At 64.4% G+C, this 15,761-nt stretch carries 15 protein-coding genes; 10 read left to right on the top strand and 5 right to left on the bottom strand.

The genetic code is table 11. From position 1 onward, the window contains the following. Nucleotides 1–4: 4 nt before the first annotated feature. Nucleotides 5–919, top strand: coding sequence for a DUF1932 domain-containing protein (locus E4K64_RS13040; protein WP_135163864.1), 915 nt, complete (start codon nt 5–7; stop codon nt 917–919). 16 nt (nt 920–935) lie between these two features. Here the strand turns inward: E4K64_RS13040 and E4K64_RS13035 are convergent, their stop codons facing one another. Continuing rightward, a complete protein-coding gene (locus E4K64_RS13035; RefSeq protein ID WP_135163863.1) occupies nt 936–1,256 on the bottom strand; it encodes a hypothetical protein in 321 nt (106 codons plus the stop codon). Nucleotides 1,257–1,457: 201 nt separating this feature from the next. After that, on the bottom strand, nt 1,458–2,714 hold the full coding sequence (locus E4K64_RS13030) for an amidohydrolase family protein (RefSeq protein WP_135163862.1): 1,257 nt from the start codon (nt 2,712–2,714) through the stop codon (nt 1,458–1,460). A gap of 148 nt (nt 2,715–2,862) precedes the next feature. On the opposite strand from E4K64_RS13030, the gene E4K64_RS13025 reads away from it, so the two are divergent. Further along, nucleotides 2,863–3,279: a nuclear transport factor 2-like protein gene (locus E4K64_RS13025; RefSeq protein WP_135163861.1), complete on the top strand. Its 417-nt coding sequence runs from the start codon at nt 2,863–2,865 to the stop codon at nt 3,277–3,279. Here E4K64_RS13025 and E4K64_RS13020 read toward each other — a convergent pair. After that, on the bottom strand, nt 3,276–4,034 hold the full coding sequence (locus E4K64_RS13020; RefSeq protein ID WP_135163860.1) for a GntR family transcriptional regulator: 759 nt from the start codon (nt 4,032–4,034) through the stop codon (nt 3,276–3,278). The two genes, E4K64_RS13025 and E4K64_RS13020, sit on opposite strands and share 4 nt — an antisense overlap. Nucleotides 4,035–4,225: 191 nt before the next feature. Between E4K64_RS13020 and E4K64_RS13015 the strand changes: the two genes are divergently transcribed. The 5 genes from E4K64_RS13015 (at nt 4,226) to E4K64_RS12995 (ending at nt 9,420) form a co-directional block, all read left to right on the top strand. Further along, nucleotides 4,226–5,083: an ABC transporter ATP-binding protein gene (locus E4K64_RS13015; protein ID WP_135163859.1), complete on the top strand. Its 858-nt coding sequence runs from the start codon at nt 4,226–4,228 to the stop codon at nt 5,081–5,083. Next, on the top strand, nt 5,083–5,859 hold the full coding sequence (locus tag E4K64_RS13010) for an ABC transporter permease (protein ID WP_135163858.1): 777 nt from the start codon (nt 5,083–5,085) through the stop codon (nt 5,857–5,859). The genes E4K64_RS13015 and E4K64_RS13010 overlap by 1 nt, the downstream gene beginning before the upstream one ends. Before the next feature lie 39 nt (nt 5,860–5,898). Next, nucleotides 5,899–6,924 carry an ABC transporter substrate-binding protein gene (locus E4K64_RS13005; protein ID WP_135163857.1) on the top strand — a complete coding sequence of 342 codons (1,026 nt, stop codon included), beginning with the start codon at nt 5,899–5,901 and terminating at the stop codon, nt 6,922–6,924. Nucleotides 6,925–6,940: 16 nt separating this feature from the next. Further along, a complete protein-coding gene (locus tag E4K64_RS13000) occupies nt 6,941–8,374 on the top strand; it encodes an amidohydrolase family protein (protein ID WP_135163856.1) in 1,434 nt (477 codons plus the stop codon). A 137-nt stretch (nt 8,375–8,511) separates the two neighbouring features. Beyond that, nucleotides 8,512–9,420, top strand: a complete 909-nt coding sequence (locus E4K64_RS12995) for an amino acid ABC transporter substrate-binding protein (RefSeq protein ID WP_135163855.1) — start codon at nt 8,512–8,514, stop codon at nt 9,418–9,420. Nucleotides 9,421–9,652: 232 nt separating this feature from the next. Here the strand turns inward: E4K64_RS12995 and E4K64_RS12990 are convergent, their stop codons facing one another. Both E4K64_RS12990 and E4K64_RS12985 read right to left on the bottom strand, forming a co-directional pair. Beyond that, nucleotides 9,653–10,864, bottom strand: coding sequence for an acyl-CoA dehydrogenase family protein (locus tag E4K64_RS12990; protein WP_135163854.1), 1,212 nt, complete (start codon nt 10,862–10,864; stop codon nt 9,653–9,655). Nucleotides 10,865–10,912: 48 nt separating this feature from the next. Further along, nucleotides 10,913–12,538 (bottom strand): long-chain fatty acid--CoA ligase, encoded by a 1,626-nt coding sequence (locus E4K64_RS12985; RefSeq protein WP_135163853.1) that lies wholly within the window; start codon nt 12,536–12,538, stop codon nt 10,913–10,915. A 176-nt stretch (nt 12,539–12,714) separates the two neighbouring features. Between E4K64_RS12985 and E4K64_RS12980 the strand changes: the two genes are divergently transcribed. The 3 genes from E4K64_RS12980 (at nt 12,715) to E4K64_RS12970 (ending at nt 15,754) form a co-directional block, all read left to right on the top strand. Next, the gene (locus tag E4K64_RS12980) at nt 12,715–14,568 is read left to right on the top strand and encodes a flavin-containing monooxygenase (protein WP_135163852.1); all 1,854 of its coding nucleotides are present in this window, start codon (nt 12,715–12,717) and stop codon (nt 14,566–14,568) included. A 35-nt stretch (nt 14,569–14,603) separates the two neighbouring features. Continuing rightward, on the top strand, nt 14,604–15,422 hold the full coding sequence (locus E4K64_RS12975; protein WP_135163851.1) for a lytic murein transglycosylase: 819 nt from the start codon (nt 14,604–14,606) through the stop codon (nt 15,420–15,422). A gap of 110 nt (nt 15,423–15,532) precedes the next feature. Then, entirely contained in the window at nt 15,533–15,754 is a 222-nt protein-coding gene (locus tag E4K64_RS12970) for a hypothetical protein (RefSeq protein ID WP_028135731.1), read from the top strand. Nucleotides 15,755–15,761: the final 7 nt, after the last annotated feature.

Below are 15,761 nucleotides of genomic sequence, written 5' to 3'. Positions count from 1 at the left end.
ACTGATGGCGGATCCGAAGCGCTGGCAGATCGGGCTGGTCGGGTATGGCGAGGTTGGCCGGATTCTGGCGGAGGATTTGCGCCAGCAGGATATCAAGGTGTCAGCCTACGACATCAAGCTCGGAAGCGAGCAGGGCGCCTCGCTGAAGCAGCATGCGGCAGAATTCGGTGTGGCGCTCGCGGCTTCGCACGCCGAGCTGGCTGCGAAATCCGACTTCCTCATCTCCGCCGTCACCGCCAGCCAGGCCGTGCCGGTGGCGAAGGCCTGTGCCGCCGCGCTCAACCAGGGCACCTGGTTCCTCGATTTCAATTCGGCCTCTCCCGGCGCCAAGCAGCGCGCGGCGGCCCTGATTGATGGTGGAGGCGGTCGCTATGTCGAGGGCGCCGTGATGACCTCGGTGCCGCCCTATCGCATCAAGGTGCCGCTGCTGCTCGGCGGCCCCGGCGCGAGGGAAATCGAGCCGCTTCTGAATGCGATCGGCTTTGCGGCGAAGGTTGCGAGCGATGAGCTCGGCGTGTCCTCCGCGGTGAAGATGTGCCGCAGCATCATGATCAAGGGCCTCGAGGCCATGGTCATCGAAAGCTTCACCACCGCGCGCGCCTATGGGGTCGAGGATGCGGTGCTGGCCTCGCTCGCGGAGACGTTTCCCGGGATCAACTGGGAGAAGCAGGGCGCCTATTTCTTCCAGCGCGTGATCGAGCACGGCCGCCGGCGTGCCGAAGAGGTGCGGGAGGTCGCCGAGACCGTGCGCGAGGCGGGGCTGACACCATGGTCCGCGCAAGGTACTGCCGAACGGCAAGCGTGGGTGGCCGATCTCGCCGACGAACGGCTGTTCGGCGCCAGGGGCACCAAGGAGTTCGCCCGCAGCGCCGATTGGCGCACCGAGGCAGACCGGATATTGGCGAAGATCAAGCGCTGACGCCGAGCGCCTGCGTTCAGCTCAAGACCCTGCGGCCGTCGCGATAGTTCGAGATTTCGTCGCGCGCGAGCTCGATCGCATCGACCAGGCTCTTGGCCTTGCAGACAACCTGCTCCTTGGCGGGCGTGGTGCGGAACTCCGAGACGATCATGCGGATGCACTTGTCGGCGGTATCGAGCGTCCAGAGCGCGCGGGTCATGTCGTCCTGCGTGTGGATCGTCGAGATATCGAGGTCCGACAGGACTTCGCCGATTCCGTTCAGTCGCTTGACGGCGGTTTCCGCAGGTGTGTCGGCCCGAATGGAGCGATAATCGATGCTACTGAAGGCGTTGAACATAGACAGACTTCCCCACTGAACACGGCTGGTTCAGAGCGCCCCCTTAGTATGATCCGGACGGCCTCTTGTTCAATGCGCACCGCTACGGTCCGGGATTCTACCGGGCTGGGGGGAGATCGGCAGCGAAATAAGCGCGAAATGTCCTGCGCTCGGCTGCGTTTCCCGACGATTTTACCGTCGGTGTTTCGACTGGAAAAGCGTTCAGGTTCCGGGCCGGAACAGGGTGGGCCGCTGCCGCTCAAAGGTCTGCCGGCCGCGCTTGAAGCCCATCACGACATCAGGCAGCTCGGCGACAGCAAAGCGGCTATCCGTCGTATCGAGCACGATGAGATCGGCGGGATTTCCGACCCTGATGCCGTAATCGGCGAGGTTCATCAGCCGCGCCGGCTGTTCGGTCACGAGATCGAGGCAGGTGTCGAAATCGGTCACCGCGGCGTGCGCGACATTGGCGTAGAAGTTCGCCATCCGCAGCAGCGAGGCGTCGCCGAACGGCGTGAAGGGATTGAGCACGTTGTTGGTCGCGACCGAGCACACGACGCCATCGCCCGCGAGCTTGTGGGCGAGTGTCAGCCCGCGCGGCGCGTTGTGGGTAGCCTCGCGGCCCATCAGATAGAGATCCGTCGCGGGCAGCACGGTGACGGCGACGCCGGCTCTTGCCAGTTGCGCGGTAGCAGCTCTCATCCGCTCCGGCGGCAGGGCCGAGAGTTTTGTCGCATGGCCGATCGCGACCCGTCCGTGATAGTTGCGCCGCTCGGTCTGCCGCAAGACTTCGTCGAGATGCCACCAGGACGGATCGAGATCGAAATCCAGGTGAAGGTCGATGTCGACGTCGAATTCCTCAGCGAGATCGAAGATGCGCCCGAGATGCGCGTTCGGGTCGGTGTCCATGTAGGGACAGCCGCCGATGGCCTCGCCGCCGCTGCGCAGCGCCTCGATCAGCAGTTCCTCGGCTCCGGGATCGTTGGTCAGGCCCTCCTGCGGGAAGACACAGAGTTCGAGGTCGACCGCCCAGGCGTAGTCGCGCTTGAGCGACTTGATCGCCTCGAAGCCGCGCAAGCCGATGCGCGGATCGATCTCGACATGCGTGCGCATGCGCGTGGTGCCGTGCACGATGGCGCGTTCGAGCACTCTTGCGCCGCGCGCGTAGACGTCCTCGACGGTGAAATCCTTTTTCATCCCGGCGACGGCGCGGATTGCTTCCGAGACGCTGCCGTGATCGTGCCCGCAGCGGCCGAGCAGGCAGGCCTTGTCGAGATGGATGTGGGTATCGACGAAGCCGGGCAGGGCGAGGCGGCCGCCGACCTCCACCTCGACGGCCTCGCAGCCAAGCCCTTCGCAGGTCAGCTTCGGCTCGATCGCGGCGATGCGGCCGCCCTTCACGCCGATATCGACGGGTGCGGCGGATGAGCGCAACAGCGCGTTGCGGAAGATCAGGTCGAAGGCGGTCTCGGTGGCCATGGCGTCGGATTCAGCTTCGGCAACCTAGCCGAAGCTGAAGGAGCAGGCAGCTCCAGATTGTGTGCACTTATGTCGCTCCACTGTTCAAAAAATGTGCATGCACTTCTGGCCATGGATCGTAAGATATCTCCCACTTGGAGAACCCGCTATGTCCGCCCCCGCACCAGCCGAACGTTCGATGACCGACGCCGAGATCGTCGAAGCCTACCTCACTGCGTCGATGATCCCCGATCCCGATGCCGCGGCGGCCTATATGAAGCCGGGCACCGTGATTACGTTCACCGGCGGGCGCGAGTTCGATCATCCGCGCGGGCCGACTGGTTTCAACGCCGGGCGCTATCGCTGGGTGAAGAAGAAGATGGACCGCTTTGATGTCTGCCCCGGTGCGGACGAGACCGTCGTCTACAGCGTCGGCACGCTCTACGGCGAGTGGATGGACGGCACGCCATTCGAGGGCAATCGTTATGTCGATCGCTTCGTCGTCCGGGGCGGCCAGATCGTGAAGATGGACGTATGGAACGACAGCGCCGAGCGCATCCTCGTTCAGCGCGGCATCGAGGCTTAGCCCCTTCGTGCGATTTTCGTCAGCTTGACGACGCGATCGCTCGTAACCTCGTCGGCGTAGGGCGCGAGGATATCGAGCAGATCCCGGCCGCGCCGGGGAGTCGGGGCCACCAGCGCGCGATTGGCCACGGAATCCAGGTGATGATGCATCAGTTCCATCACCTTGACCTCGTCGCCCCTGGCGAGCGCGGCGATGATGGCGCGGTGCTCGTTGATGGCACATTCGCTGGAATGCGGCCGGCTGTAGAGCGACAGCGTCAGGCAGCAGCGATAGGCGACCTCGCTCACATAGCGCACCAGGATCGGGCTGTTCGTCATGTGCGCGAGCAGGATGTGGAATTCGGTGGCGAGCCGGATCGAGACCGCATCCGTGCCGCCGCGCGCGCGATCCTCGGCGTCGACATGGGCGTTCAGCTCGGCGATCTGCGCCTTGGTCAGCTTGCCCGCGAGCTGGCGCACGACGAGCCGTTCGAGCTCGATGCGGATGTCGAAGGCATCGCGCGCCTCCTGCCAGCTCGGCGTCGCCACCACCGCGATCCGGTTGCGGCGCAGCTCGACGAGGCCCTCCGCGGCGAGTTGCCCAAGCGCGTGGCGGGCAATGGTGCGGCTGACGCCGAAGCGCTCGCCGAGTGCATCCTCCGGCAGCTTGGCGCCGGGCTCCAGCGCCTGTTCGATGATCGCGCGCCTGAGCGCGCGGCAGATCACGCTGACCTTGTCCGACGATTCAGAAGTCTTGCTGCTGGGGCGCGCCGCCATCGGCGAATCCTTGAGATGGGTCGAAGCCTCTCTTTAGCACATTCCTGCAGCGATCCGGCGCTCCAATTGCATGCAGTTTGACGTCGAGATTGCCTAAATCGAATCCGATCGGACGCCGCGGGGATTTGGCAAATCATTGAATTTGCGGGGCACAGCAGGCTGGCACCCAGCTTGCATGCACTTTGACTGTGATGCGCATGCAACCCAACGCCCAGTTTGACGGCCAGCCCGTTCCCGAAGGCGCAACGGCCATCGAGCTGTCCGAGGCTTCCGTGACCTTCGGGCGCGGCGACCGCGCCGTGCCCGCCCTGTCGAAGACCACCTTGAAGATCGCCGACGGCGAGTTTGTCGCACTGGTCGGCCCATCAGGATGCGGCAAATCGACCATTCTGCGTCTCGTCAGCGGCCTCGTGCAGCCGACCAGCGGCGTCGTCATCGTCGGCGGCCGCGAAGTCGCGGCGCGCGCGATGCGGGTCGGCATGGCCTTCCAGAATCCGACCATGCTGCCGTGGATGACCATCGAGCGGAACATCATGCTGCCGCTGAAGATCGTCGAGCCCTTCCGCTCGAATTTCCGGAAGCTGCGCAAATCCGAATTCCGCGACAAGGCCAACGCGCTGCTGGAGCAGGTCGGCCTCAAGGGTTTTGGCAGCCGTTACCCCTGGCAGCTCTCCGGCGGCATGCTCCAGCGCGCCAATCTCTGCCGCGCCCTGATCCACGAACCGCGCATGCTGCTGCTGGATGAGCCGTTCGGCGCGCTCGACCAGTTCACCCGCGAAGAGCTGTGGGCGATCCTGCAGAACCTTTGGATGACGCACAAGCCGACTGTGCTGCTGGTCACCCACGATCTGCGCGAGGCCGGCTTTCTCGCCAGCCGCATCTGCGTGATGAGCGCGCGTCCCGGCCGCATCCTCGACGACAGCCGTGTCGAATTCGCCCGGCCGCGCACCGTCGCCATGACCTTCGAGCCGGAATTCGTCGCGCTGAACCAGAAGCTGCGGACCTTCATCGAGGATGCGCGCAGCGCGGCTGAGCAGGGGACAGGCTGATGTTCGGGATCGATATCAGGCAGAAAGCGTGGTCGGCGGGGCTGATCGTGTTGTTCTTCGTCGCCTGGGAGCTGTTCTGCCTGATGACCGGCATGTCGGATCTCGTGCTGCCGCGACCCTCGCAGGTGTTCTTGACGTTGTACCAGCGCTTCCCGGTGCTGTGGCCGCACATCGTGCAGACGCTGGCGACCACGATGTTCGGCTTCGTCCTCGGTGTCGCGCTCGGCGTCGCCCTCGGCGCGATCATCGGCGTGTCGAAGACGGCCTATGACACCTGCTATCCGCTGTTGATCGGCTTCTCCTCCATCCCCAAGGTCGCGGTGGTGCCGATCTTCGTGCTGTGGTTCGGCTCCGGCACGGTGCCGGCGGTGCTGACCGCGCTGTCGATCTGCTTCTTCCCGATCGTCGTGAATATCGCCACGGGCCTCGCGACCACCGAGCCCGAGCTCGAAGACGTGTTGAAGGCGCTCGGCGCCAGCAAGCTCGACATCCTCTGGAACGTCGGCCTGCCCAGGACCATGCCTTTCTTCTTCGCCTCGCTGAAGGTCGCGATCTCATACGCTTTCGTCGGCGCGGTGCTGTCGGAGACCGTCGCCTCCAACCGCGGCATCGGCAACGTCATGATGACCGCGTCCTCCAATTTCAACGTGCCGCTGGTGTTCGCCGGCCTGTTCGTGCTCGCCGGGCTCGGCGTCGCACTCTATGTCGTGTTCTCGCTGATCGAGGGGCAGGTTACCGGCTGGGCGACGCGCAAGAACGACGTGATCGCAACCTGAGTTCTTGAACCGTCACGCAACGAAGCTGAGGAGGTCTCGATGTTGAGGAAGTTAAGTGCGGCGCTGGTGGGATTGGCGCTGTCCGCAGGAGCCGCCACGGCGGAAGAAACCACGATCAAGTTCACGCTGGGCTGGAAGACCCAGGGCAGCGACGCGGCGTTCTTCTATGCCAAGGACAACGGCTTCTTCAAGGAAGAAGGCCTCAACGTCATCATCGACCAGGGCGAGGGCTCCGGCGCCACCGTCACGCGCGTGATGTCTGGCGCCTATGACGCCGGCTTCGGCGACGTCAATGCCATCATCCAGAACGCCTCGAGCAAGCCGCAGGATGCGCCCGTCATGGTCTACATGATGTGGAATCAGCCGCCGTTCGCGATCGTCGCCAAGAAGACCAGCGGCATCAACACCATCAAGGATTTCGAAGGCCACACGCTCGGCGGCGCGCAGGGCACGCCGACGACGCGCCTCCTGCCGGTGTTCACGCGCAAGAACGGTCTCGACGGCGAGAAGATCAAGATCTCCAACATGGCGCCGAACCTGCAGGAGCCGATGCTGATCAAGGGCGACATCGATGCAGCCCTCGTCTTCAACATCACCAGCTATTTCAACCTGGTGCTGAACCGCCAGGATCCGGACAAGGATTTCAAATGGTTCTCGTTCGGTGAGTACGGCCTCGATCTCTATTCGAATGGCGTGATGGTCTCCCGCAAGCTGATCGCCTCGAACCCGAAGGCGGTCGCGGGCCTGGTGCGCGCCATCAACAAGGGCGCGATCGCGGTCGCCAAGGACCAGAATGCCGGCATGAAGGCGGCGATGAACTACGACAACCTCATCAACGCCGACGTCGAGAAGCGCCGGCTGCAATATTCCTTCGAGAAGCTGATCGTCTCGCCGGAGATGAAGGAGATCGGCATCGGCGACATCAAGGATGACCGCATGGCACGCGCCATCGGCATCGTGGTCGAGGGCTATCAGCTCACCCGGACGCCGACGCCGGCGGAGGTGTTCTCGCGCGAGTTCCTGCCGCCCCGCGCGGAGCGGGAGCTGGTGTATACGGCCAACTGATCCCAGAGCGACGGCCATGGCCACGGGGATTTCGGCAACGAGCCTGTTCCGTGGCCCTGACCTCGGTGTCAGCGACAACGTCGTGCTGCGGCACGATGGCGGCGTCATCACCGAAATCGCGGAAGGAGCGGGGCCGGGGCCACGCTCCTTCGTCATCCCGGCCTTCGTCAACGCCCATGACCACGCCCGTGCCACCGCATCGTCCTTCGGTGCGGTCGGCATGCCCCTGGAAAGCTGGATCCTGCGCACCGCGCTGGGCACGCCTGTTGATCCCTATCTGACCGCAGCTTCCGCCCTGGCGCGTTCCGCTAGGGCCGGCTGCGCGGCGATGATGGTGCACTACACGCGCCCGAGCGGGACGATGCCCCTGGTCGACGAGGCGAAAGCCATCGCGAAGGCTGCGTCCGACGTCGGCATCCGCATCGCGTTTGCGATGGCCGTGCGCGACCAGAATCCGATCGTCTATGGCGATGTCGAGCCGGTGCTCTCGGGTCTCTCCGGCCCTGATCGCAAGACCGTCGAGGAGCTGTTCGTCCGCACGCCGATGTCGCCAAAGGCGTATATTGAACTCACGGACGCCATTGCCGCGGCCATCGCCGGTCCGATGGTGGACGTGCAGCTCGGTCCTGCCGGAGTGCAATGGTGCTCGAAGCCGCTGCTGGAAGCGGTGGCCGAGAATTCGGCGCGTACCGGCCGCCGCATCCACATGCATCTGCTGGAGACCGCGTACCAGCGCGCCTGGGCCGACCGGAATTTTCCGGACATGGTGCCCTGGCTTCGCGACGTTGGCTTCCTCTCCGAGCGGCTGACGCTGGCGCACTGCATCCACGCCCGCCCGGATGAGCTTGAGATGATCGCGGCCTCCGGTACGCGCATCGTCACCAATTTCAGCTCGAACATGCATCTGCGCTCGGGGCTCGCTCCGATTGCCGCCGCGCATAAATGCGGCTGTGCCATCGCCGTCGGCGTCGACGGGCTGGCGCTGGACGAGGACGACGACATCCTGCGCGAGATGCGGCTGGTGCAGATGGCCCATGGTGGCCTCGGCTTCAGGCAGACGTGGACGCCGGCCGAGATGTTCTCGCTCGCCATCCGCAACGGACGCCGCGCGACGGGGGCTCCTGGAAATGGCGAGCTCGTCGCCGGCAACCCGGCCGACTACGTGGTGATCGATCTCGATCGGCTGGACCGCGACCGGATCATGCCGGTCGATCCGATGGCGCTCCTGTTCGCAAGGGGTAATGCGTCTCTGGTGAAGGAGGTCGTCGTCGCCGGCAAGACCATCGTGAGGGAAGGGGGTTGCACGGGTGTCGATCTGCCGGCCATCGAGCGCGAGTTGCGGGACATGTACCGCGCCAATGTCGGTAAGCTCGCGAACTTTCAGCGGATGTGGCCACCCCTGGCGGAGCAGTTGGGCGGCTGGTTCGAACAGCAGCTGACGTGCCAGTGAAGCGGCTCCCGTTCGCCCAGTATTGAAAAGCGCGATAGCTGGTAGTCGCTGTCCCGTCTGGCGGATGCTGCATGTGTCGGTTATCACCTCTGCAATCCCGTCGCGACAAGGTCGACGACCCCATTGAGGAGCAGCTGATGCGTCTACCCGTTCTTTTCCTGGCCCTGGCAAGTCTTGCGGGCGCAGCCTCAGCCGAAGATCTGTCGGGCACGCTCCAGAAGATCAAGGAGACCAAGAAGATCACGTTGGGCTATCAGGAGGCCTCGGTCCCGTTCAGCTATCTGGACGGCAACCAGAAACCGGTCGGCTTTGCCATGGACATCTGCCTCAAGATCGTCGATGCCGTGAAGAAGCAGCTGAGCATGCCCGACATCGCCGTCGACACGCTCGCCGTGACCTCGTCGAACCGGATCCCGTTGATGGTCAACGGCACGCTCGATCTGCACTGCTCGGCGACCACGAACAACGCCGATCGCCAGAAGCAGGTCGCCTTCACCAACACGCATTTTCTCAGCGCGACGCGGTTCGCAGCCAAGAAGGCCGCGAAGATCAACACCATCGACGATCTCAAGGGCAAGGCGGTCACGGCCGTGGCCGGCTCGGTCAACCTGACGCAGCTCGCCAAGGTCAACACCGAACGCAATCTCGGCCTCAACGTGATGCCGGCGAAGGACCAGGCCGAGGCCTTCTTGTTGCTGGAAACCGACCGCGCCCAGGCCTACGCACTCGATGACGTGCAGCTGGCAGTTGCGATCGCGCGCTCCAAGGAGCCGCAGCTCTACATGATCAGCGAGGAGGCGTTCTCGAAGCCGGAGCCTTACGGCATTATGCTGCGACGGGAGGATCCGCCTTTCAAAGCGCTTGCCGATCGCGCCACCGCAGAGCTCTACGCCAGCCCGGAGATCGAGGTGCTCTACAAGAAGTGGCTGCAATCGCCGACGCCGCCGAACGGCCTCAATTACAACGTCCCGATGTCGTCCGCTTTGCGCAACGCTTTCAAGAAGCCGAGCTCGAGCGCCGATCCGGATGTGTATGTGGTGAATTGAGGCGAGGGCGCTACTGATCGCGCGCTTAGCGCAGCCCATTATTGCGCCTTCTCCCTCTGTGGGGGAGGGCATCTCCGCTGGTTGATACAAGCTCATTCGGGTGAGGGGCCTGTATCCGTGGATGCAGACCCCTCATCCGGCGCTTCGCGCAACCTTCTCCCACATCCGCCTTCGCCAAGGCTTCGGCGGACATGAGGGGAGAAGGGAAGGGCGCCTCACGAGGACGCGACTCTCACGCGTTCGAATATTTCTTCAGCTCGATCCGCGCGATCTGGTTCCTGTGCACCTCGTCAGGTCCGTCGGCGAGACGCAGCAGCCGCGCGGTGGCGTAGGCCTGGGTCAAGCCGAAATCGTTCGAGGTGCCGCCGCCGCCATGGGCCTGGATCGCCCAGTCGATGATCTGGCACGCCATGTTGGGCACGGCGACCTTGATCATCGCGATTTCGGCCTTCGCCACCTTGTTGCCGACCGTGTCCATGGCAGAGGCGGCGTTGAGCGTCAGCAGCCGGGCTTGCTCGATCATGATGCGGGCTTCCGCGATGCGCTCCTGCGTCACCGTCTGCTCGGAGACCGGCTTGCCGAAGGCGACGCGGCTGCGCACGCGGCGGCACATCTTCTCCAGCGTGCGCTCGGCGAGGCCAATCAGCCGCATGCAGTGATGGATGCGGCCGGGACCGAGGCGGCCCTGCGCGATCTCGAAGCCGCGGCCCTCGCCGAGCAGCATGTTCTCCCGGGGCACCCGTACATTGGTGAAGACGACCTCGGAGGCGCGGTCAGGTACGCCGTAGAAGCCGAACACGGGCAGAGGACGCTTCACCTCGATGCCGGGCGTATCCATCGGCACCAGAATCATGGACTGCTGCTTGTGCCGGTCCGGATTGTCCGGATCGGTCTTGCCCATGAAGATGCAGATCTTGCAGCGGGGATCGGTTGCGTTGGTGGTGTACCATTTGCGCCCGTTGATGACGTAATGGTCGCCGTCGCGGACGATCGAGCTCTCGATGTTGGTCGCGTCCGATGATGCGACAGCAGGTTCGGTCATGGCGAAGCAGGAGCGGATCTCGCCGGCGAGCAGCGGCTTCAGCCAGCGCTCCTTGTCCCTCTCGGTGCCATAGCGCTCCAGCACCTCCATGTTGCCGGTGTCGGGCGCCGAGCAGTTGAACACCTCGGGCGCAAGATGCGAGCGGCCCATCACCTCGCAGAGCGGGGCATAGTCGAGATTGGTGAGGCCCGCGCCATGGCTGGATTCCGGCAGGAACAGATTCCAGAGGCCCTCTGCGCGCGCCAGCGGCTTCAATTCCTCGACGACCGGATAGACCTTCCACGGCCCGAGTTCCTCGGCCTCGCGATAGAAGCGCTCCTCGTTCGGATAGATGTGCCGGTCCATGAAACTCTCGAGCTTGCGCTTGAGCTCGACGACTTTGGGCGACATCGGGTAGAGCATCTTTCGTTTCCCTTGATCGATGGGCGGCATTCTTTCGAGCGCGCCGGCCTAGGCGACGCGATATTCTCTAAATTTCTCGCGCAGCGCCGATTTCAGCACCTTTCCGGTCCCCGTCATCGGAAACTCGTCGAGGAATTCGACGGCGTCCGGCATCCACCAGCTCGCGATCTTCGGGCGCATATGGTCGAGCAGCGTCTTGCCGTCGACGGTCGCGCCTTTCTTGCGGACAACGAGCAGCAGGGGGCGTTCCTGCCACTTCTCATGGTGGATAGCGACCACCGCAGCCTGCAGCACATCGGGATGCGACAGCGCGACGTCCTCGAGCTGGATCGAGGAGATCCATTCGCCGCCGGATTTGATCACGTCCTTGGAGCGGTCGGTCAGCGTGACGTGACCTTGGTGGTCGATCACCGCCATGTCGCCGGTGATCAGCCAGCCGTCGCGGTCGAGACCTTCGTCCAGCTTCATATAGCCGGAGGCGACCCAGGGGCCGCGGGCGCGCAGATGACCGACGGTCTTGCCGTCGCGCGGCAGCTCGTTTCCGGCGTCGTCGACGATGCGCAAGGCGGTGCCGAAACAGGCGCGGCCCGAGACCTGGCGCCGGTCGAATTTCTCCGTCTCGGTGAGGTGCTCCGAGCCGGGCCGCAGACCCGGCATCGAGCAGCCCAGGGCCTCGGTCATGCCCCAGGCCTGGATATAGTCGATGCCATAGTCGCGCTTCAGCTTCTCGACCATCGCGCGCGGCGGGGCCGAGCCCGACGACAACGTCGCGCGCAGCGTCGAGAACCTGTTGCCGGTGCGTGTGAGCCAGTCGAGCAGGATCAGCCAGAAGCTCGGCACACCGGCCGATAGCGTCACCTTCTCGCCTTCAAGCAATTCATAGAGCTTGTCGGGCTCGTAATTGCGGCCGGGCAGCACCAGCTTCGAGCCGGTATAGGGAGCCGTGAACGGCATGTTCCAGCCATTGCCGTGGAAGAGGGGCGCCATCGGCATCATCACCTCGCGCACGCCCTCGACATGGCCCGGCAGGAAATCGAAATTGCAACAGGTCATGGTCTGCAGGATGGCGGCGCGGTGCGAATAGATCACGCCCTTGGGATTACCGGTCGTGCCCGAGGTGTAGCAGATGGTCGAAGCGGACTTCTCGTCGAACTCCGGCCAGGCGAAGCCGGCGTCGTTCTCCGTCTCCAGAAGCTCCTCGTAGCAATGCACGTTCTTTAGCTTCGTCTCGGGCATCCGTTCGCGCGAGGACATCACGACGTAAGCCTCGACCGTCTTGAGCTGCGGCGCGATCGCTTCGATCAGCGGCAGCGTGGCGCGGTCGACGAACAGCAGGCGGTCTTCCGCGTGGTTGATGATGTAGACGAGCTGCTCGGGAAACAGCCGCGGGTTGACGGTGTGCAGCACGTAGCCCATGCCCGGCGCGGCGTAGAACATCTCGAAATGCCGATGGGTGTTCCAGGCCAGCGTGCCGACGCGGTCGCCTTGCGTCATGCCGAGCCGCTTCAACGCCAGCGCCATGCGCTTGATGCGCGGGTGCGCATCCGCATAGGTGTAGCGATGAATGTCGCCCTCGATCTCGCGCGCGACGATCTCGGCTTCGCCGTGATAGTCGGCGGCATACTGGATCAGGCCGCTGATCAGAAGCGGCATGTCCATCATCAATCCCTGCATGGTCTCCTCCGGAAGCCACGTCGTTGCGTGGCGCACGCTTGTGATTTGCGCGCGAGGTTAGCGGAAGGTCGCGCGGCGTTCACGCAAAAAACGGTGGACGTGATTGCATGCCTCACTTTTTCGGGGCTAACTGAGGCGAGCTGCCGGCGAAGCAGCGCCCTGCGTGGAGGACGTGCATGTCAGCGGAAAGACACAAGACCGGTGCAGCCGGCGAACCTACCGTCGACATCGCGGCTCTTCGTGCGCGCTATCGCGAGGAGCGCGATCGCCGTTTTCGTGCCGAAGGCAAGGCTCAATATGTCGAGGTGGCAGGCGGCTTCAGTCGCTATCTCGACGACCCCTGGGCCGATCCAGGATTTGCGCGCGCACCTGTCCGTGAAGAGACCGAGGTGCTTGTCGTCGGCGGCGGCTTCGGCGGGCTTCTTTGTGGCGCGCGCTTGCGCGAGGCCGGCATCGATGATTTCCGCATCGTGGAAAAGGCGGCCGATTTCGGCGGCACCTGGTATTGGAATCGTTATCCTGGAGCTGCCTGCGATACCGAGAGCTACATCTACCTGCCGCTGCTGGAAGAGACCGGCTACATGCCGGTGCGCAAATACGCCCGGGCGCCGGAGATCTACGAGCATTCCCGCCGCATCGGCCGTCATTTCGGTCTCTACGAGCGCGCGCTGTTTCAGACCGTCATCTCCCGCATGGTGTGGCAGGAGGAGGAGGCGCGTTGGCTGGTCGAGACCGATCGGGGCGACCGGATCCGCGCACGCTTTGTCATTCTCGCCGGAGGTCCGCTCAGCCGGCCGAAGCTGCCCGGCATTCCCGGCATCGAGAGCTTCGAAGGCCACAGCTTTCATACCAGCCGTTGGGACTACGGCTACACCGGCGGCAACGCCGATGGCGGTCTGACCGGACTTGCCGACAAGCGCGTCGGCATCATCGGCACCGGTGCCACCGCCGTGCAATGCGTGCCGCATCTCGGCGGTTCGGCGAAGGAGCTCTATGTGTTCCAGCGCACGCCGTCCGCGATCGGCGTGCGCGACGACCGGCCGACGGATCCGGGCTGGGCGGAGAGCCTGAAGGCCGGTTGGCAGCGCGAGCGCATGGACAATTTCACCGCCGTGATCTCAGGCGAGCCGTTCGAGCGGGATCTGGTGCAGGACGGCTGGACCGGTCTGCTCGGCGAGATCCTGCTCGCGCCGCGTCGGCAGCCGCAACCGGTCACCTCGATGGAAGAGGCGCTGAAGGTCATCGAGCAGGCCGACTACCGCAAGATGGAGGAGATCCGCGCCCGGGTCGATGCGGTCGTCAAGGACAAGGCGACGGCGGATGCGCTCAAGCCCTGGTACAAGGCGTTCTGCAAGCGGCCATGCTTTCACGACGAATATCTCGACACTTTCAATCGTCCCAACGTTCATCTCGTCGACACCAAAGGGCGGGGCGTCGATCGCATCACCGAGAATGCGGTCGTGGCTGGCGGCAAGGCCTATGAGCTCGACTGCCTGATCTACGCCAGCGGTTTCGAGGTCGGCACCGATTACGCCCGGCGCATGGGCTTTGAGGTCTATGGCCGCGGCGGCATGAGCCTGTCCGAACGCTGGCAGGGCGGCGTCAAGACGATGCATGGCTTCTACAGCCGCGGCTTCCCGAATTGCTTCCTGATCGTCACCGTGCAGGCCGGCCAGAGCGCCAACTTCCCGCACATCATCGACGAGCAGTCGCAGCACATCGCCTACGTCATCGACCAGGCGCGCAAGCGCGGCGCCAAAACGCTCGAGCCGACACTTGCCGCCGAGAATGCCTGGGTCGACGAGGTCGTCAAGGCCGCGATCGGCCGGCAGACCTATCTCGCCGAATGCACGCCCGGCTACTACAACAATGAAGGCGTGTTCGATCCGATCGCGGCAAGAAACAGCCAATATTGGCGCGGGCCGGTGGCGTTCCTGCGGCTGCTCGACAAATGGCGCAAGGAAGGCAATCTGGCGGGGCTGGAATTGACCTATGATCGCGCCATGGAGTCGGCGCCTTCGAGGGGGTAAGATTGCCGATTGGTACTGGACGGGAGATGCTGGGCATGATCAGGGGCAGGGCTGTTGCAAGGGCGGTATTTGGCGCGATGGCGCTGTTTGGGTGCCTGGCGCCCGCCGCCGAGGCTGCCACTTGCGGCAACGGACCCGGCGGGTTCGAGGCCTGGAAGCGCGAGTTCAGCGCGGAGGCGCAAGGCAAGGGCATCGGCCAGACCGCGCTCGCGGCCCTGATGCAGACCAACTACGCCAGTGCGACCATCGCGGCCGATCGCGGCCAGCGCAGCTTTTCACTGACGCTCGACCAGTTCCTCGCCAAGCGCGGCGCCACCACCATCGTCGCCAAGGGGCGGCAGCTCAAGCAGTCGCAGGCTGCCTTGTTCGCCTCCATCCAGCAGCGCTATGGCGTCCCGCCCGGACCCTTGATCGCGATCTGGGGCATGGAGACCGGTTTTGGCAGCCAGCGCGGCAACCAGAACATGCTGTCGTCGATCGCAACCCTTGCCTATGACTGCCGCCGTCCCGAATTCTTCACCGACCAGCTCTACGCCGCGCTGAAGCTGATCGACCGCGGCACGCTGTCGGGGGCGACCCGCGGCTCCATGCACGGGGAGGTCGGCCAGACCCAGTTCATGCCCAAGAACATCCTGGCCTATGGCACCGGCAATCTCGAGGTGGCCGCCAACGCGCTGAATTCGACGGCGAATTTCCTGAGGGCTCATGGCTGGCGCGCGGGTGCCGGGTACCAGCCGGGCGAGCCGAATTTCGCCGCTATCGAGGCCTGGAATGCCGCCGGCGTCTATCAAAAGGCGATTGCTTTGATGGGCCGGCAGATCGACGAGGGCGGAGCGGCGGCCGCCTCGCGCTGACCAGTTCAGCAAGGCGTGATGCGCCGGCACGAGAAAATTGTTGCCAACAGGAACCGACGGCACGACGTTTGCTTTGATCAGCTTCAGGGGTGGGCATGAGGAGACTCAACATGGCAACCCAGATCGTGATGGACCAGACGGGCGATACGCGCCACGAGTTTGATCCTGGCAATGCCGAAGCGCTGGCGCGAGCCGAACGGCGCTTTCGGGAGCTGACCGGGGCCGGCTTCACCGCCGCCCTGCGAACCGGACCTGGCGAGGTCACCCGCATCAAATCGTTCGATCCGACCGCGCAGGAAACGCTGTTCTATCCCCGCCTGGTCGGCGGTTGATCTGAGC

The organism is Bradyrhizobium frederickii (assembly GCF_004570865.1).
Lineage (GTDB): Bacteria > Pseudomonadota > Alphaproteobacteria > Rhizobiales > Xanthobacteraceae > Bradyrhizobium > Bradyrhizobium frederickii.
Note: the sequence above shows the minus strand (reverse complement) of the source record. Positions and strands in the feature narration are given on the sequence as shown.